General features: G+C 41.3%; 17 protein-coding genes and 1 pseudogene. 8 read left to right on the top strand and 10 right to left on the bottom strand.

What is annotated here, in order from left to right; genetic code table 11:
- Positions 1-25: 25 nt before the first annotated feature.
- The 3 genes from M3206_RS05970 to M3206_RS05960 all read right to left on the bottom strand — a co-directional run bounded on the left by M3206_RS05970 (position 26) and on the right by M3206_RS05960 (position 4,317).
- Positions 26-1,567, bottom strand: coding sequence for an AbgT family transporter (locus tag M3206_RS05970; protein WP_251311600.1), 1,542 nt, complete (start codon positions 1,565-1,567; stop codon positions 26-28).
- Positions 1,568-1,717: 150 nt separating this feature from the next.
- A complete protein-coding gene (locus M3206_RS05965; protein ID WP_251311599.1) occupies positions 1,718-3,043 on the bottom strand; it encodes a hypothetical protein in 1,326 nt (441 codons plus the stop codon).
- Positions 3,040-4,317 (bottom strand): M20 family metallo-hydrolase, encoded by a 1,278-nt coding sequence (locus tag M3206_RS05960; protein ID WP_251311598.1) that lies wholly within the window; start codon positions 4,315-4,317, stop codon positions 3,040-3,042. The genes M3206_RS05965 and M3206_RS05960 overlap by 4 nt, the downstream gene beginning before the upstream one ends.
- 166 nt (positions 4,318-4,483) lie before the next feature.
- Between M3206_RS05960 and M3206_RS05955 the strand changes: the two genes are divergently transcribed.
- The 5 genes and pseudogenes from M3206_RS05955 to M3206_RS05940 all read left to right on the top strand — a co-directional run bounded on the left by M3206_RS05955 (position 4,484) and on the right by M3206_RS05940 (position 7,886).
- Positions 4,484-5,428 (top strand): hypothetical protein, encoded by a 945-nt coding sequence (locus M3206_RS05955; RefSeq protein WP_251311597.1) that lies wholly within the window; start codon positions 4,484-4,486, stop codon positions 5,426-5,428.
- Positions 5,376-5,627, top strand: coding sequence for a hypothetical protein (locus tag M3206_RS05950; RefSeq protein ID WP_251311596.1), 252 nt, complete (start codon positions 5,376-5,378; stop codon positions 5,625-5,627). Before M3206_RS05955 ends, M3206_RS05950 begins: the two co-directional genes overlap by 53 nt.
- Positions 5,628-6,062: 435 nt before the next feature.
- Entirely contained in the window at positions 6,063-6,308 is a 246-nt protein-coding gene (locus M3206_RS05945; protein ID WP_251311595.1) for a sigma factor, read from the top strand.
- 49 nt (positions 6,309-6,357) lie between these two features.
- A pseudogene (locus M3206_RS19175) lies at positions 6,358-6,618 on the top strand (sigma-70 family RNA polymerase sigma factor); the annotation flags it as partial.
- The gene (locus M3206_RS05940) at positions 6,618-7,886 is read left to right on the top strand and encodes a hypothetical protein (RefSeq protein ID WP_251311594.1); all 1,269 of its coding nucleotides are present in this window, start codon (positions 6,618-6,620) and stop codon (positions 7,884-7,886) included. The pseudogene M3206_RS19175 and the gene M3206_RS05940, both read left to right, overlap by 1 nt.
- A 47-nt stretch (positions 7,887-7,933) precedes the next feature.
- Here the strand turns inward: M3206_RS05940 and glaH are convergent, their stop codons facing one another.
- From glaH to M3206_RS05910, 6 genes are all read right to left on the bottom strand, one after another.
- Complete coding sequence (gene glaH / locus M3206_RS05935) at positions 7,934-8,869, bottom strand: glutarate dioxygenase GlaH (RefSeq protein ID WP_425590711.1); 936 nt, start codon at positions 8,867-8,869, stop codon at positions 7,934-7,936.
- A 296-nt stretch (positions 8,870-9,165) separates the two neighbouring features.
- Positions 9,166-9,504 (bottom strand): DUF3870 domain-containing protein, encoded by a 339-nt coding sequence (locus tag M3206_RS05930; protein ID WP_251311592.1) that lies wholly within the window; start codon positions 9,502-9,504, stop codon positions 9,166-9,168.
- A 40-nt stretch (positions 9,505-9,544) separates the two neighbouring features.
- Positions 9,545-10,756: an L-2-hydroxyglutarate oxidase gene (gene lhgO, locus M3206_RS05925; RefSeq protein ID WP_251311591.1), complete on the bottom strand. Its 1,212-nt coding sequence runs from the start codon at positions 10,754-10,756 to the stop codon at positions 9,545-9,547.
- A gap of 34 nt (positions 10,757-10,790) precedes the next feature.
- The gene (locus M3206_RS05920; RefSeq protein ID WP_251311590.1) at positions 10,791-11,114 is read right to left on the bottom strand and encodes a DUF4387 domain-containing protein; all 324 of its coding nucleotides are present in this window, start codon (positions 11,112-11,114) and stop codon (positions 10,791-10,793) included.
- Positions 11,115-11,132: 18 nt separating this feature from the next.
- Positions 11,133-12,512, bottom strand: coding sequence for an acyclic terpene utilization AtuA family protein (locus tag M3206_RS05915; protein WP_251311589.1), 1,380 nt, complete (start codon positions 12,510-12,512; stop codon positions 11,133-11,135).
- A 157-nt stretch (positions 12,513-12,669) separates the two neighbouring features.
- Positions 12,670-13,416 carry a GntR family transcriptional regulator gene (locus M3206_RS05910; protein WP_251311588.1) on the bottom strand — a complete coding sequence of 249 codons (747 nt, stop codon included), beginning with the start codon at positions 13,414-13,416 and terminating at the stop codon, positions 12,670-12,672.
- Positions 13,417-13,649: 233 nt separating this feature from the next.
- On the opposite strand from M3206_RS05910, the gene M3206_RS05905 reads away from it, so the two are divergent.
- Genes M3206_RS05905 through M3206_RS05895 form a run of 3 tightly spaced genes read left to right on the top strand, consistent with a single transcriptional unit; the run spans position 13,650 to position 16,092 of the window.
- Positions 13,650-15,020, top strand: a complete 1,371-nt coding sequence (locus tag M3206_RS05905; RefSeq protein ID WP_251311587.1) for a TRAP transporter large permease subunit — start codon at positions 13,650-13,652, stop codon at positions 15,018-15,020.
- A gap of 19 nt (positions 15,021-15,039) precedes the next feature.
- Positions 15,040-15,345 (top strand): hypothetical protein, encoded by a 306-nt coding sequence (locus M3206_RS05900; RefSeq protein WP_251311586.1) that lies wholly within the window; start codon positions 15,040-15,042, stop codon positions 15,343-15,345.
- Entirely contained in the window at positions 15,346-16,092 is a 747-nt protein-coding gene (locus M3206_RS05895; protein ID WP_251311585.1) for a gamma-glutamyl-gamma-aminobutyrate hydrolase family protein, read from the top strand. It begins immediately after the preceding gene.
- A 36-nt stretch (positions 16,093-16,128) separates the two neighbouring features.
- Here the strand turns inward: M3206_RS05895 and M3206_RS05890 are convergent, their stop codons facing one another.
- Complete coding sequence (locus tag M3206_RS05890; RefSeq protein WP_251311584.1) at positions 16,129-17,100, bottom strand: NAD(P)H-dependent flavin oxidoreductase; 972 nt, start codon at positions 17,098-17,100, stop codon at positions 16,129-16,131.
- Positions 17,101-17,140 lie beyond the last annotated feature (40 nt).

The following is a 17,140-nucleotide window of genomic DNA, read 5'->3' as shown; positions in this document are numbered from 1 at the left end:
GATTCACCCCCCCTTTTCTCTCTAACTACTTTATATACATGCTGATCCCTGGTCCGATCGGAATACCGAGTAGACCAAACGCGACCAGCATGATGATCCAGATCGTCAAGAATACGATCGTATACGGAATCATCAACGCCATGAGCGTCCCGATTCCTGCTTTTTTATCATATTCATTCATAAATGCTAGCAATATGGCAAAGTACGGATTGAGCGGTGTCACCATGTTCGTCGAAGATTCACCGATTCGGTACGCCACCTGGATAAAAGCAGGGTGATAGTTTAATAGCATCAGCATCGGGATGAATACCGGTGCCTCCAGGGCCCAAAGCGCGGAGCCACTGATGATGAACAAACTTAGGATGGCCGTTAATAAGACGAAGCCGATAATGACCGGCAACCCCGTTAAGTCCATATGAGCGAGTAGATCCGCAGAGTTCACGGCGATCAATGTGGACAGGTTGCTCCAGTTAAAGTAGGCGATGAACTGCGCGATCGCAAAAACGAGGACGATGTATCCTGCCATATCTCTAATCGAATCAGTCATCACTTCCGGCACATCGCTCACTTTATTGATCTTCTTCATAGTCACACCAAACGTAACACCGACTGTAACAAAGAAAAGGAAGATGATCGGAATGATCCCATCCAAGAAAGGTGATGGAATGATACCACCTTCTTCATTTCGAAGCGGTGAATTCGGAACAAAGAGAATGATTGCAACAACACCAATATAAAGAAGTGCCGCAATCAGCGTATTTCGGAGTGCTTTCGACTCTACCGCATCCCCTTTAAAGTCGAGCTCTTTCTTATCCGCGTTCCCTTCATACTTGCCAAGACGGGGTTCTACAAATTTTTCCGTGAGCAATCCACCCGCGATCGTTAGTACGATGGTCGAAATACTCATGAAGTACCAGTTATCGACTGGTGTTACAACTACATCCGGGTTGATGGTTGTAGAGATTTCAGTCGAGATTCCTGATAAGAGGGCATCCGTTCCGGCGATCAAAATGTTCGCCGTGAATCCGATACCGGAAGAGGCAAAACCTGCCGCAAGACCTGCTAATGGATGCCTCCCAATCGAGTAAAAGACTACCGCGGCCAGTGGCGGAATGATAACAAACGCAGCATCTGACGCAATGTTCCCCATGATACCGATAAAAAATACGGTATACGTGATGATTGATCTGTGCGCTTTAATAATCGTTTTCTTGATAGCGCTTTCGAATAACCCGACACGTTGACACATCCCAATCCCAAGCATCATCGTCAGAACGAGTCCAAGTGGTTTAAAGCCGGTAAAGTTCTCAAGCATGGACGTTAACATGAACGTAAGCCCTTCTCCAGACAGTAGATTTTTCACCTGAAGAACTTCGCCAGATCCAGGGTGTTTGACGGATACGTTAAAAAGACTTACGACAAACGAGATGACGATCATGAAAAGAGCCAGATAAACAAAGAGCATGAACGGATGAGGCAATTTGTTCCCTACCCGTTCAATCACGTTTAGAAAACGAGTAAATCCTTTTTCATTAGAAGTTTGAGTTTCAGAAGCCAATTGCGGCATTGAGTTCCCCCCTTATCATAATTACGGACTTTTTCCGTTAATATTCCTATATTAAGGATTCTGTATAATCTGACAACTTCCCTTCTTTTTTTATAAAAAATTTTTGTGGAAAAATTTTTATGAAATTCTGGACATAAAAAAGAAGCGAACTCACTGGCCGCTTCCTGCTTTTAGATTACATCTAAACTCATATATTTTTTTCGGTCGTCCTCTATTGCCTGACTGTTCTTCCCCTGACACTTTTACAAGTTCAAGCCGTTCCATTTCACTTAAGATGCGTCGGGCGTTTCGTTCGGTTCCTTTTAACCAGACTGCGAGTTCTTGTGACGTAATTTGTGTTTTTTTATAATAGTGGGAAAGTGACTGGATTTTGCTTACGATTGCTGGAGAAATCGAGGCATCCTTCAGCCTTGTTTCCCATTCATCTCCACAAATCCTGCTGCTGTACGAAATGTTTTCCTGAACACCGGACTTTTCAACCACCTGTTTATATTCATCGACTAGGATAATCACCGGTAATTCCTGTTTCCGGGCATATTGAAACGCTAAACGAACATTTTGCTCAGCTTCAACTGCGGTAAAGCCATACCCGAGCCCAATCCTTACGTCCAGTTTGCTGTGCAGCTTAGCTTCTTCCACCAGTTTCAACAAGGAATTATCATGAAGATGAAGTTCGACCTCACCCCTTGTGGCATAGATATAGAAGTGTCCGTCCCCGATCTGTACGAACGAACCTCTAATGGTCTCTGCGTAATTCAGCAAAAGTCGTTGCAATTCCAACTCCTGATGTTTCATTTTATACGAATAAAACTGGTCAGATCCCATGTCTGACGGGTGAAACACTTCGATTCCAAGGATCGCTGTCTGTGCCTTCTTATACCACGCGGATTCGCCCCGCTCTTTTAGAAATTGAAGAATCAGCTGAATCGAAGGAACATCTGGCGTGACCCGGTAACAAGGAATATTGAACTCTTTTAGTTTGGTATAAACCGCTTGAATGCATGTTATGGCAACATCGATTTCTCCTCTGTTGTACAGATCTCTATGAAAACGGACAATATCCTCTGCAGGCATGTATCCGGTGTAAGGAAAAGTGGATATCTGTAAGGCAGGTATCGATTGTTGGATGGCTTCCAACTCCTGATCTTGAATCGTATCAAGACTGATCTTTTTTAACAGCTTCTGCTCATTGACCTGCGCCTCTAGAAGCGTCTTGTATAAACTATTTCCGTTAAGCGGAACATAACTCCCTTCCTCTTCTCGTATCAAACCGTTGTTCAACGCAAAATAATACGGGGCTTGTCCGGAAAAGAACCATTGGTCAACATAAGCTTTATTCTCTACAATCATTTCTTTTGTTTCTTCTATCGTTTGATAAGCAAATGGAACGATCTCGATCTTATGAAACTCTTTTGCAGCATCTTTCACGAGATGGATTGAATCTTGTGGTCCAACGACCCCCAACCGGATTTTCATCGATCATTCCCCGCTTCTTGTTGTAAGTATCCGACAAGGATCTCAACTCCTATACGTAAATCTTCAAGTGTTGCATGTTCTTTTGGATGATGGCTCAAACCATCACGGCACTTAATAAAAATTAAACTCGATGGCCATTTTTTACTCATGTTCATCACGTCATGCCCTGCCCCGCTTTCCATGACGAGAGGGCTGTATCCAAGCGACTCACCGATCTTTTTTAGTTTTTCGGATAGTTCTCGATTTAGGTGGATCGACGCATTGTGAACGATTGTTTCTACCTTTATTGTAACATCTTTTTCCTTTTCGATGGTCTGGCACTTTTCTTTTATCATAATTTTAAAACGCTCTTTAAGTGAATCGTCCACACTCCGGATATCGACCCCAAGCATAACGGTGCCGGGGATGACGTTCATTGCATTCGGCTGAACGGTAAGCGTGCTAGCTGTCGCAACAATTGGGTACTCACTTTCTTTCGATAATTCTTCAGCTTTTTCCGAAATAAACGTGATCAACGGTGCAGCGGCAACTAAAGCATCCTGCCTCATCCCCATCGGTGTCGTTCCGGTATGTCCCATCTTGCCTTCGATCTGAATGCTGAGACGAATCGGACACGCTACGGCAGTTGCTACGCCAAATTCAGCACCTGCATGTTCGATTCTCATCCCTTGTTCGATATGGAGCTCGACAAATGATTTGATCTCATTTTGTTCACGTTCGGCATATTGAATGGAGCCCCAATGTAACCCTCTGCTTTCAAACGCTTGTTTAACGGTTGTGCCAAATGCGTCTTGCAGGTCTTGAAGTTCTTTCGGGTTAATGATGCCAGACATCGCCTTACTGCCAATGGTTGAGATAGGGAATCTCGAAGACTCTTCAGATGCAAAACAAATCACTTCTAAGGGGTGAGTTGGCTCGAACCCTTCCTCTTTTAACACTTTTATCGCACCTAATGCACAAAGGATTCCAGCCACTCCGTCATAACCGCCTCCACCTTTTACGGTATCGAGGTGGGAACCCATTGAGACTGCAGGTAACGCAGTGTTTCCTGCGTTTACCGGATTCCATCTTGCGATAACATTCCCCGCTTGATCTCGTCTGACCGTTAAACCCATCTTTTCAGCTATTTGGATAAAAATATCGTGAGCTTCCCACTCTTCCGGGCTGTATCCAAGTCTTGAAAATCCATTCGGCTGGTTCATATCCTCGACTAGATTCAGTTGAAGAAGATGCTCTTCTAACCACTGTTCCGTACTGATTACACTTTGCTTCAATCGTTGCGCCTCCTTTACTAGATTAATTAAAAGAATTATTCCGAAAATGTTCCGTTAATAGTAGTTTACGCTAAGACCTAGGAATTCTCCTTCTTTTTAAGTTGAAACTACTTTTAACGTTGCTTCGTCTTACTATTGGATGCGCATCGAAAGGAGGCTTGATTATTTGAAAGAGAGGTTACGAGAAACAAAACAAATAGAAGGACACATGAACCGCTTAAATAAAATCATGGATGAACAGATGTCGAGAGAAACCGTTTTTAGTGAGATGGATGAACGGAACATCTTACGGGAAATTCATGAACGTAAGATGCGCCCCGTATCGAGGAGAAGGAGACCTTTTGTCCCTGCTCTGTTGACGATTGCATTGTTTGCTGGACTATTGTTGGCCACCGTTACCTACCTAGATGATTACTTTCAGCCAAAACAACAAGCTATTCAAAAGCCAAACAAGCCAAAAATTGAAGATAAAAATATAGAAGTTAAAGAAACCGAAAAAATTCCGGATAAGAATGAGGTAGTGGTAGAGGAAAAGAAAGAGGATGAGGACCTCGATGAACAGCCAGTTACCTATGATGCCTATTTCACTGACTCAAATGGCAGGGTCGAGATCAATAAAGAAACAGGCAATTTGAAGATTTGGGGTGGTTTTATCAACCTTGCTGGAAAAGAAAGTCCACCATTCGACGTTAAAGCGAATATACTCAACCCCGAGCTGGAGGGAGCTTTAAAAGAGTTATCCTTTTACTTTAATGATGCGAGAAATGCCCAGATTCAGAACGACGAAGTTTTTGAATTCGAACAAGAAGTTCCGCTTTTAAAAGGTGTTGCAAATGAAGACCTTAAAGACAAGGTGCATCTTTCTTTTATTGTGAATGATCAAGTAGTTAAAACACATGTGATTGAAGAGATAACCGTTATCGAAAAAAGCGAGACGCCAGTTGAAGAAACCATGAAAATTGAAGAAATCAAAAGGAACCTTAAACGGGGTATGACACAAGAAGAAGTGATCGCAGTGTTTGGCGAAAACTATACACCTGTTCGTGGTGCAATGAATGATGAGAACCTTTGGCGCCGCAGATCCGGGTTACACGTTTTCTGCAGATCATGACCTCCCTGATGCTATGGATCAGAAAGGGTTACTAGACGGTAAAGTGGATACCATTCTGTTTGTGGAATGGGATGAAAACTTAAAAGTGAACAGCTTTAGTTTTTATAACCTGCTAGAGTATGGATTTATGTACAATTATCGTGTTCTTCCCAATGGCAAAGTGAAAGAAGACAGAGGAGACGATTGGGGGATAGAGTAGGAGTGCTGGAGTGCTGTCTTAAAAGGTGGAAAATCCTTTTGGGGCAGCTTTTTTGTTGGCCGTTTTGAGAAATTATCAGTCTATGCATCAAAATTCGATTTCTATGCCTCATAACTTGAAATCTATGCACAAAAAAGAGAGCTTTATGCATCAAAGTGAAATGTCTATGCACCATTAATCGTTCTATGCATAAAAAATAAAAGTCTATGCACTGAAATCCATGTTCTATGCACAAACTCGGCCGCACGCCCAAGGATTAATGAGTGGTCATCCCTTCGTGTCCGTCTGAGGTGGAAAAACGTGTTATTTGTATTTGTTTGGGGACTGACCCCCGACAATTTACTGCCAAATTTATACTTATATTCTATAATAATGAAACCTGTGGTATGTTTGCGTCGTCTTACTTTCTGTAAAGCATTGCAAGGGGGTTGTTAAGTGGGAAATCAGGGATTAAAGGAAGACGTCGGCATCTCAAGTATGAGCAACGATGAAGCGATCGTTTTCCTTATGAAAACTTACGGAGAAGAAATCAAACGTCTTGTTTATACGTTCGTGAAGAACTGGCAATCGGCTGAAGATATTACACAGGACGTTTTTGTAACACTATATACAAAGCTAGATACGTTCCGGGGAGATTCAGCGATAAGAAGCTGGATTTACTCGATCGCTATACCGCTCTAAGGACTTTTTAAAGAGCTGGAGTTACCGAAAACTTAAAACCACCGATAAGTTTTCAAACGACCAAAAAGACAGTATCGCATCTGCAGAAGACGGCGTCATTTCAGAAAGTGAAGATCAGGTTCTCTATCAAGCTGTACTCTCACTTTCTATTAAATATCGTGAAATCATTTTATTACATTACTATAAAGATTTTTCTATTCGGGAAATATGCGAGCTTCTTTCTATGAACGAATCGACTGTCAAAACCCGCTTAAGTCGAGCTAGAAAGCTGCTTCAGGAGCAATATGAGCAACTTGGAGGTGAAAGGTAATGGAAAATCGCCTCAAAGATTTAAATAGAATCGTAGACAAGGAAATATCGAAAACACCGGTTTTCACTGAAAAAGATGAGAGAAACATTTTATCAGCGATTAATAATACAAAAACCTCACCTTCCCAAATCAACAAAAAACCAAGAACCATCATCCCTAGACTTTTAACGGCTGCACTTTTTGCTGGAGTAATCTTTACTTCTTATACAATGGTTGATAACTATTTAACGCCTAAAACCACCATGGAGAATAAAAAAGATAAAAAGCCTGAAGTTCGGTATGCTCAGGAATTTACGCAAACTTCCAACCAACTAACTTACGACGTAAGTACACAGGAGCTTACTGTGAAAGGTATGGTTAAAAACACTACAGATTATGATAGTGAACCTTTTCAAGCAAAAGTTAATATTTTAAGTGATGAATTGGCTACTTCTTTAGGTACACAGAGCCTAGACCTCAATGTACCTTTAAATAAAATCTTAAAACCAAATGAGTCCTACTCTTTCGAAAAAGTGATTCCTTTGAATCTGGGTGTCGTCGATGAGAATACATTTAAAGATGCCCTAGAAGTAGAGATATATAGTAAAACCAAAACATTAACGTCATTTGTCTTGGATCAAATCACTTACGAAGAAGTTCCTGTTAAAGAGTCTGTAAAAGAGCCTGCAGAAACTGAAGAACCACCTGTTCAACAAGATCCTGAACCACCTGCAAAAGAAGAAATCACACCGAATCAGGAAGAAAAACTTGGAGAAACTTCTCTTGCTGACTTAGAGGAAAAATACGGCAAAAAGAAAACACCTTTTGAAAAACTAACTATTACCGTGGAAAATGGAACATTATACTTTAATGGAATTACTGTTGGAATGAAGTCAGAAGAGATTAACCATATTTTAGGTCCTTACGATGAACATTCTATTTCACATGATGATTATGAAGGTCATAACCTGGCAAGATGGAAGGTTAAAACTAACGATAATCTTTATGTACATTATGAGGATGATCCTAGTAATAATTATACGGCTAGAATGTTGTTAGCTTATTTAAATGAAAATGAATTAAAAGAGTTAACTGCTAGGTTTGGGGAACCTTATTATGAGAATAGTAACGGGTTTAGCTTCTATTATTTAGAAGACTCTCAACAATTGCTATCTATTTACGATGGTTCTTTATTAGAAAAAAAGGATTTTGAAGGCTATCAATTAATACTCCGTTTTGAAGATCATCCCGAAATGCTAAAAAGAAACGTACCTCCGAAAGAATCATAATAAATAAAAGAGGCAGCCTACAAACGCTGCCTCTTCTTTATATTTACTTATTCCGAAAACCTTCCACGCTGGCGCAATAACTCGCGGTTTAAGTTCGGGTTCTTTTCAAAGGCGGCACGACCGTGCAGCCAGAACAGGTTGTTCAGAACGACTAAATCCCCAACTGGCAATTTTAGCTCGATCAGGCTTGAATCGTTCTCCATGGATTCTGAGAGTTCTTTCAAGTAAGTCGCCTCTTCAATCTTTTCAGGATAAGCAAATTGATCGATGAAGCAGATACATGGCTTGTTGTTCACTTTAAAGAATGTCCTTCTCTGAACCTCTTGGCTGACATTTTTACTCGCTGGGGCTTTATAGGTAAACTTGTGTGACGCCAGTGGATGGTTAGAAAATTTATCTAACTCTTCCCAATCATCCAAGTGGAGCAAACGCGATTCGCCGCCAACCGCATTTTCTTCCTTCATCTTCATCATTAAAAGCCAATCTGTGGCTTCATCAACGAACGTTCCATCTGTATGCAACGTAAAGAGTCGATAAGGCTGACGCAGGTAAGAATCACTATTATCTATATCCTTCACTGTAAAACGCGCATAATACTTTCCAGACATGGAGTCGAAGTTAGGAATCCCTATGAGATGTGTGATAGCTGTTGAAAATTTTACGTATTCCTCAAGGTTCTCGGTTTGGTTTTGCAAACCAATCGTAAAGCCGCCTGTTTCACGATCGTGGAGAATACCGTTTAATACCTCTTCCAGGCTTTCATTCGTTAGTTTGTTCAAATGATCAGCTACGATATGACGCATGTAAGGAATATATTCTAGCTGTTGTACGGAGATTTCATTTGTTAACACTAAGAATTGCTTGATTACCTCTGGAGCGAATTCAATATGAAACATGCGGTCACTTTGTGGATGAACGCTTACCTCATATGTTTCTTTCTTACCCACAAATGTAGAAAGTTCTCTTGTTTTTACGGTACTCATCATCATCTTCCTCCTCATATTTTGATTTGAACCAAAAAACAAAAATAGCCAGCTATATTATGGGTACGCACCTCACAATACAACTGGCTATTATTCACCGTCATGCTCTACGGAAATAGAGTCATGGTAAATTTGCAGTTAACATCTATTCGCTTTTGTTTTTCTATCGAATGAATAAGTAGTACTCACGATTTTGAAAAGGTTATTTTCATAAGGTGAATATCTTGCTTATTCCTATCTCCATCATATATTACTGAATACACAAAGTCAATAAAATTAACTAAAAATTCAGTTATTTAATTTTGATACTGAGGGTGCTCTTCTCTTACATTCAGGTATTGTGTATGAAGGTCTTTTAATGCGGCAGTAAGGGCATGGATCGCTTTGCCGTGGTATTGACTTTGTAAAATCTTAATCGCCTCATCAACCCCGTCCGCAAGGCTCGTTCCCTTGAGCAGCTGTCCGATGAATTCTCTTCCGTGTTCTGTAGCCAATGTACAAGAAGCTTCAAGAATAACGCCATACTTTCTTTCAACTTCAGCTGTGATCGTTAAAGTATCAAAGACACTCTTCGCTGCCATTCCTTGAGGTAAACGGGCATGCCCTGCAATAAAAATGATATGTGGATTATACATTTTACAAGTCTCCTTTATTAAGAAATGGTCAACAAAGAGATTAAATGATAGCCTTTGATAAATACGATTGTTCCGGGATTCTGCTCACTACTTCCTTCCCAATTTCGATCGAAGCTGTAGCTGCCGGAGAAGGTGCGTTACAAACGTGTATCGTTTGTTTCCCCATAATGATATGGAAATCGTCAACAAGCTTCCCATCCGCTTTTAACGCTTGGGCACGAACCCCTGCTGGAGCCGGAACGAGGTCGCTTTCCTGGATTTCAGGAATAAGTTCTTGAAGACTGGCTACAAATCTCGCTTTGCTGATTGAACGAGCCATCTCGTCTATTCCTTCTTTCATATATTGACTCGCCAACTTCCAAAATCCGCTGTAGCCCATCACTTCTGCAAAGTCTTTGAGCGAGAAATCCGTCTTTCTATATCCTTCCCGCTTGAAGCTGAGGACAGCGTTCGGTCCGGCGTCCACTTCTCCACCTATCATTCTTGTAAAATGAACGCCTAGGAACGGAAAGTTAGGATTCGGTACAGGATAGATCAAGTTCTTAACAAGATGCCTTTTTTCGGGCTTTAACTTGTAATACTCACCGCGAAACGGCACAATCTTCATGTCTGTTTGGTAACCAGAGGCTCTCGCTACCCGGTCACTATGAAGTCCGGCACAGTTTATCATAAGCCTCGTCTTAAACGTGCCTTGATCGGTTTCAACGACGACTTCATCGTTTGATTCAGTTACTCGCTCAACTTTCGTACCAAGCTTGATTTCCCCACCATGAATTTGAATGATCTCAGCAAACTTTTCACTTACTTGTCTGTAGTTGACGATTCCAGCAGCAGGAACTTGAATCGCCGCTAGGCCCTTTACATGAGGTTCAATTTCTTTTAGTTCTTCTTGATCGATAAGGCGGGTTATTAGTTGATTATCTATACTTCGTTTATAAAGATGATTTAATTGTTCGAGTTCTTCCTTTTTTGTAGCGACGATCACTTTCCCGCAAATGTCGTGCTCAATGTTGTGCTTTTTGCAGAAAGCGGTCATCGATTGGCTGCCTTCCCTTGCGAATCGCGCTTTGTAACTGCCTGGTTTGTAATAGATACCAGAGTGGATGACCCCGCTATTATGTCCAGTCTGATGAAGGGCTAATTGAGGTTCTTTTTCGATTAAAAGAACCTTTGCATCCTCAAAGCGTTCATAAAGGGCCATGCCAACCGACAGACCGACAATGCCTCCCCCTACAATAATAAAATCATACATGGCGGATACCCCCTCCAGGGTGCTTTTTCTTTAGTTAAAGAGTCGGAACTTCGATGGTTAATAGCGGCGGATATTGCTGAGAGCCGAAAATATCTCCGTCTCCTGGATCCCCGCTCGAACGATCACGTAAAATCGTAAACTTGATAGCGTTTGCAGGATCATAATGAACAAAGTCAGTAATTTTTTCTTCAGGTACCTTGTAGAGTGCCGAGATGGATTCTTTTGTAATCACACCGCTTTGACGAACGAGTTCATACTTTTCCTTTTCTTTAAAAATGATGTCAAACGTAATTTTGTCTGTTCCGGCATTTTTCGAGCGAATGGTTTTCGCTAATTCGTGTAAAAGTTTTGTTCCCATGATATCTCTCCCCTTCTATTAAACTTCCAAAAGTGTTCCGACTTCTTCAACATGCACATCAAAAAGTTCGAGTGGATCTTTTACAGGAATAACATGATTCATCGTCCAGCTGTAGGATGGTCTAGCGTAGATCACGTCATCAATTAAAAATGCCGCTGTTCCTGCTGTTCCTTTCACTTCTGGAAGTCTCGCATAGAATATCTGCCTTGTCGCAAATAACGTTAGAGCTTCTGCTGTTTCTTTAGATTGAGCAATTCCTTCTACCACAATCCCGAGTTCATGTGATTTGATCTCTTTCACGGGTTCAAGTGCTCCCATTACCCCATCTTTACCGAACGTTCTAAAATTAAGATGGTATTCTTCACCTGCAAATTCTTCGGCAACCTGTTCTTTCGCAAGCCGCAATACTTCATCAATATGTTTTATCGTGTAAGGATCGCGAACACCGGCGATTCCGATGAACTTCTCTCCCAATTTACCGGCACCTTCGAGCTTTACTTTGATGTCGCCTTCGATCGGCACATATTTAAATCCTGTGATGCGGCAAGTCTTTTCATCATATTGTTCGTAAAGACAATCTGTCATGTCGAGCATCCCGCCTGCAAAGTATTCAAAGAAAGGATTGGCACGTTCGTACATGGCGTGACCGGATACGGAAGCAATCGTACAACTTTGGTCAGGATGCATCGCCGTTACTTTAATATCATCATGGGTGATCGTACCGATAATACTTTCTTTTGCCCCATACGGCTCTGCACAGAATGAAGCACATTCCAAAACCTTACCTAAGTAATAGGCATTCGCTTCAGGAAAGCCTTCCCGAATAGCAGGGGCTGCGAAGATCGCGCAGTCACTGGAACGGCCGCCGATTATAACATCCGCTCCCATATCGAGCGCTTTTACAAAAGGATGGATGCCGGCAACTGCTACCACTCGTTCTGTTTTATCTAGATCCTCTTGTGAAATAGGGTCGCGTCCATCGAGGCCTTCAATAACCACTTCGCTTTCAAGCTTATTAGATAAATAGGATTTATCCACTTCAGAATAAAAGTATGCGAGTTTAAATGGAGGCAAGTTATGTTCTTTCGCCAGATCTTTAATGATTTGGACATACATATCTACTCGGCTATTCGCCCCTGTGTCACCAGAAGATCCAACAATCATCGGCACTCCTTGTTCACGTGCAGCTAACAGCATTAACTCCAGGTCATGTTTCTGCCATTTATACATACTGACGGATCGATCATCACCAAGAGCTGAAGCACCGATGTCATCACTTCCAGAGTCACAGCAATAATAATCAGGTTTTGTGGCTGCGGCTATACGAAAACTTTCTTCTTTTGTAGGAGCAAAACCAAGATGGCCGTTCGGACAAAGGATTCTTAATTGTTTCTTCATAGAATAAGTTCCTCCCGTTATTTGTTATAACACGTTATAACCAGTATAGGCACAGTTTACTCTGGATTTAATTATTTGTCAATTCAGAAAATAAAAATAGTTTTTTGGAACACTCTTCTAAAGCAAAAAAAATACCTGGCATCTACCGTAGGAACGGTTACATATGCCGGGTAATAAAAAACTTATATTTATCTCCTCGATAATACGTCTCTTTATATTCAAGGGGTGTTTTGTCTTGATAGACGATGGATGTGACACGGAATAAAGGGAATCCTTCTTGCACATTCAGAATCTCTGTTAAAGGGTAATGGGCCGATTGTGCCTCAAAAGTCTGTTCTACATGAGTAGGATGCAAACCGATCTCCTGATCCAACCGATATAAGTCCAGTGTAGAAAATGGCTTTTCCGCTTGCAAAGCTTTCTCGGCTGCTTGTTTCATCTTCTCTCCTACACGATTAGGAAAGTAACTATTATAGTAAACGACAGGAATCTCATCCCCATAACCGATCAATTCTAATTTGATTACTCTCTCCATCACGTTAATATCTAATAATCTCGATAGTTGAAAATCACTGGTAATTACCTGTGAACCTAGCATTTTTGTCGTTGCGATAAGACCTTGCTGCTGAAGCGTAGATTCAAAGTTATTAAAATTGCTTAATTCCTGTTTGATCTTAGGCTTAGCAACAAAAGTGCCTACTCCATGTACCCGCTTAACTAGCCCTTCTTTTTCAGCAAGGTTGATCGCTTGGCGCACAGTAATACGGCTAACGTTGTATTGTTCGACCAATTCTCTTTCAGAGGGTATTTGATCATCAGGTTTTAAATCACCATCTTTTATCATTTTCTGAATCTCATTTTTTAACTGTTCATATAGAGGCGCCGAATGTTTTCGATCTAGCATACTATCACCTTCTTCACTTGTTATGACCTATTATATCCATCGCACATTAGAATGAAAAGCATTTAGTTTCGTTGTTATTCTCTATAATATTAATAGATTGAATGTAAAATTAAAGGGTTTATATGACTATTTTATTAAAAAATCGTTTGATAATTCAAAATACTTTGATATAATTCTCTTAAATGTTATGACCACTTGTTTCTGGTTATAACCATAAAATGGAGGTGTGTGTAATGTTTGGTATTCCAGTAGCTATTCTATACCTTGCTGCTTTGTTGCTTTTTGTCGCCATTTTATTCGTAGTTTTCAAGCGGCCCATGTATGAGGTTATGGCTTTATCATTCGTTTTTATTGTAGTCATATCCGGTTCCTATGAATTATTTTGGGAGTCACTCATCTTTCCATCAACCAGCTCCCTTTTTTATGCAATCTTTGCTTTTATGGTGGTAGCTGTCGTATTTGATGCTACCAAAGTCGTCGATAGCATCATTAAACTGATGTTATCCATTGTAGGGAGATTTAGGGGAGGCGCTGGATATGTGGCTCTGCTAGGGAGTACTTTTATGGCTTCTTTATCAGGTACAGGACCAGGAAACGTTGCAACAACAGGCGTTTTCACGATCCCCATGATGAAGCGATCAAATTACCCCCGTGCCTTAGCGGCAACGACAGAAATGTCAGCCAGTATGCTTGGTAATATCATTCCACCTTCAGGAATCGTAATCTTAACGTTCGGGATTTTAAATAATGTCTATCCCGACAGAATCTCATTGAGCAGCTGGATGGTCGTGGCTTACGGAATCGGATTCTGGTTCTTTGTGCAACGTTGGCTTACCTTATGGGCACTCTGCCGTTACTATAAAGTGGAACCCGTTCAAAAAGAAGAACTGCCTACGTTTAAAAGAAGTCTATCACTCGGATGGCCCGCATTAATCTTACCTGCACTTATTTTTGTTCCGTTGTTAGCTGATTCTCATTTCAAGGATTTTATTATCGGTCGTATTGGTGAAGCAGGTGCAGGGGCGTATTCTTCTTCGGTATTAATGTTTACCCCAGCCTTAGCAGGGGCTTACGCGCTTGGAATCGGCCGCAAAGCGCTCCCGTCAAAGCGCATCAATTTTACTAACCTTTTTAACATGTTTCGTTCTTCATTGTTAAAGGTCGTTCCAATTGGCGTTACGATCTATATGGCCTATGCCATCTCACAAGTATTTGTTGGACTTCAAATGGATACAGTTGTTAGAGACTGGTTTGTATCCTTTAATCTTAGTGTAACCGCCCTGATTATTATTTTGCCGCTTTTCTTCATGATCTTAGGAATGGTACTGCCAGGTTCCGCACAGGTCGCTATTTTAGGTGGAGCGATGATTGCTGTCTTCGGTACTCTTGGAGGAGATCCGGTACTGTTGGCTGCATTACTTCCTGCGATGACTGGAGCTTTAGAAGGGATGACGCCTCCTCTTGCGTTAGGGTTATACGTAGCCATGGGTATTGCAGGCTCGACTTTTAAAGAAACCGCAAAACTCGCCGTACTTTGGGTGATCCTTCACGTGATTCTCAGTATGATTTTATTAACTGGTCTATTACCGATTTTAGGATTGTAACAAAAGGAGGAATAAAAACATGCATACAACGTTTATGGAAAGAACCTATACTTGGTTAACATTAAGTACGATGCTTCTCGGTGTGGTTATTGCAGGAATGTTTGGTGTTTCGCTTTTGATCGGCGGAAGTGCTGGAGAAAGTTTGGCTGTATTTTCCGGCAAACTGATGACTTGGGGCATCCGACTGGCGGCGATCGCCACTTTAGCAGGGCTTGTACACATTTATTTAAGTAAAAAACATTCCCTTACGATGGATGCAGACACCGATCTACCCGAGGAAGAAGAAGTGGTGGAATTGAACTCTTTAGAAAGACGAGCTCTATAAATGACAACGCGTCTAGCAGTCGGAATCACGGTGCATGCGGATGAAGGACAAGAGCATGAATTATATCCAGGCCATCCCCTTTTATACGTTGAACGGGATTCTGTAGAATTATTAAGAAGTGTTGGCTTAGAACCTTATCTCATCCCTATTTACCGGGATGGTTCATTACCTTCTTTGACATTTTTGAAAGCGCTTTTACTAACAGGAGGCGGGTATCTTTCGTTAAATAAACCCAACTCGCAATTAACGAGTCTTCAGACCACAGGACCTAGCCGATATGAAGCGGATGAAAAATTAATAAAATATGGGATAGAGAATGGTCTGCCTATGATCGGAATCTGCAGAGGCGCTCAAATGATTAATGAAGTCTTGGGAGGAACGCTAGAGAATATTACTGAAACCGAAGTTGATCATCATCAAGAAAGACACCAAATCCCGCCTGAGCTTCCTGTTCATGAAATTGAATTAGATGAGGATAGCCAACTCTTCTCCTATATTCATAAAAAAACATTGCCTGTAAACTCTTTTCATAGGCAACATATGAAAACATTAGGAGAAGGATTGAAGGTTGCAGCTCGTTCACGAACTGATGGATTAGTAGAAATTTTTGAATCTGAAACCCATCCATTTTTATTCGGCTTTCAATTCCATCCTGAAAAATTATGGACGAAGCAACCAACATGGATTAAGTTTTTCGAGGAGTTTGCTAGGGCAGCTAAGAACGTTGAGGCTATTCATCAAAGATAAATCCACCCCCCCATTTTTGAGAAATGGGGGGTACTTTTATTTGTTCATACTAAAATCTTCTTTTGATGTGAGTGCCTGTTTATACTCTTTTGTTAGCTCTTCCACTATTTCTTTAACCGTTGAGACTTTCTTTATGTTTCCTACCCCTTGCCCCGCTGACCAAATATCTTTCCATGCTTTGGCTTTTGATTCTGAAAAAGATAAATCTACTTCCTTTTTATTTAGTTGTTCAATATCAATTCCCGCCTTTTGTAAGGATGGCAGAAGATAATTTCCTTTGATTCCGCTTATCGCATCTGTGTAGATCAGATCTTCTAGCGTCGATTCAATCAGCATCTGTCTATATGCTTCACTCGCCGATGATTCTTCTGTCGCAATAAAGCGCGTTCCCATGTATACGAGATCTGCTCCTAAGATTTTCGCCGCTAGGATTTCTTCACCTGTTGAAATGGCTCCTGCTAAGACCGTTATGCCCTCCCAAAATTCTTTTACCGCTTTTAAGAAGGCGAACGGGTTAAGTGTTCCGCCATGCCCTCCTGCCCCGCTGCAGACTAGGATGAGGCCATCAATGCCTGTTTTAGCCGCTTTTCGGGCATGATCGAGTGAAATCACGTCTGAAAAAACGAGCCCCCCGTAAGCGTGAACGATTTTCGTTACGTCGCTTGGGTTCCCTAGGGATGTGATGACAATCGGCGGTTCGTATTTTTTGATAAGTTCCATGTCGTCCTCGAACCGTTTGTTCGTACGGTGAACGATTACGTTTACGCCCCAGGGTGCTATTTTGGCGGATGGATCTGTTTGTTGAGCTTGTGTGAGTTCTTCTGAAATTCGAATCATCCAGTTTTCTAAAAGTTCTGTTGTACGAGCATTTAATAACGGAAACGTACCGACAATGCCGTTTTTGCAGCTTTCGATCACCATATCTGGACTGGACACTAAAAACATGGGTGCATTAATAACGGGTAATACGAGTTGATTCGACAAGTTTAATGGCAATTTTTCCGACATACTGCTTCATCCTTTCAATCTATAACATGAATTTGACAGA

This window comes from Fictibacillus phosphorivorans (genome assembly GCF_023715845.1).
In the GTDB taxonomy this organism is placed as follows: Bacteria; Bacillota; Bacilli; order Bacillales; family Fictibacillaceae; genus Fictibacillus; species Fictibacillus phosphorivorans_D.
This window is presented reverse-complemented; position numbering and strand designations above follow the sequence as displayed.

What these genes read in the sequence shown, in the direction of transcription:
- M3206_RS05970 (WP_251311600.1), bottom strand. Translation starts at nt 1,567, where the DNA reads ATGCCGCAATTGGCTTCTGAAACTCAAACTTCTAATGAAAAAGGATTT.
- M3206_RS05965 (WP_251311599.1), bottom strand. Translation starts at nt 3,043, where the DNA reads ATGAAAATCCGGTTGGGGGTCGTTGGACCACAAGATTCAATCCATCTC.
- M3206_RS05950 (WP_251311596.1), top strand. Translation starts at nt 5,376, where the DNA reads ATGAGAACCTTTGGCGCCGCAGATCCGGGTTACACGTTTTCTGCAGAT.
- M3206_RS05940 (WP_251311594.1), top strand. Translation starts at nt 6,618, where the DNA reads ATGGAAAATCGCCTCAAAGATTTAAATAGAATCGTAGACAAGGAAATA.
- glaH (WP_425590711.1), bottom strand. Translation starts at nt 8,869, where the DNA reads ATGAGTACCGTAAAAACAAGAGAACTTTCTACATTTGTGGGTAAGAAA.
- M3206_RS05930 (WP_251311592.1), bottom strand. Translation starts at nt 9,504, where the DNA reads ATGTATAATCCACATATCATTTTTATTGCAGGGCATGCCCGTTTACCT.
- lhgO (WP_251311591.1), bottom strand. Translation starts at nt 10,756, where the DNA reads ATGTATGATTTTATTATTGTAGGGGGAGGCATTGTCGGTCTGTCGGTT.
- M3206_RS05920 (WP_251311590.1), bottom strand. Translation starts at nt 11,114, where the DNA reads ATGGGAACAAAACTTTTACACGAATTAGCGAAAACCATTCGCTCGAAA.
- M3206_RS05915 (WP_251311589.1), bottom strand. Translation starts at nt 12,512, where the DNA reads ATGAAGAAACAATTAAGAATCCTTTGTCCGAACGGCCATCTTGGTTTT.
- M3206_RS05910 (WP_251311588.1), bottom strand. Translation starts at nt 13,416, where the DNA reads ATGCTAGATCGAAAACATTCGGCGCCTCTATATGAACAGTTAAAAAAT.
- M3206_RS05905 (WP_251311587.1), top strand. Translation starts at nt 13,650, where the DNA reads ATGTTTGGTATTCCAGTAGCTATTCTATACCTTGCTGCTTTGTTGCTT.
- M3206_RS05900 (WP_251311586.1), top strand. Translation starts at nt 15,040, where the DNA reads ATGCATACAACGTTTATGGAAAGAACCTATACTTGGTTAACATTAAGT.
- M3206_RS05895 (WP_251311585.1), top strand. Translation starts at nt 15,346, where the DNA reads ATGACAACGCGTCTAGCAGTCGGAATCACGGTGCATGCGGATGAAGGA.
- M3206_RS05890 (WP_251311584.1), bottom strand. Translation starts at nt 17,100, where the DNA reads ATGTCGGAAAAATTGCCATTAAACTTGTCGAATCAACTCGTATTACCC.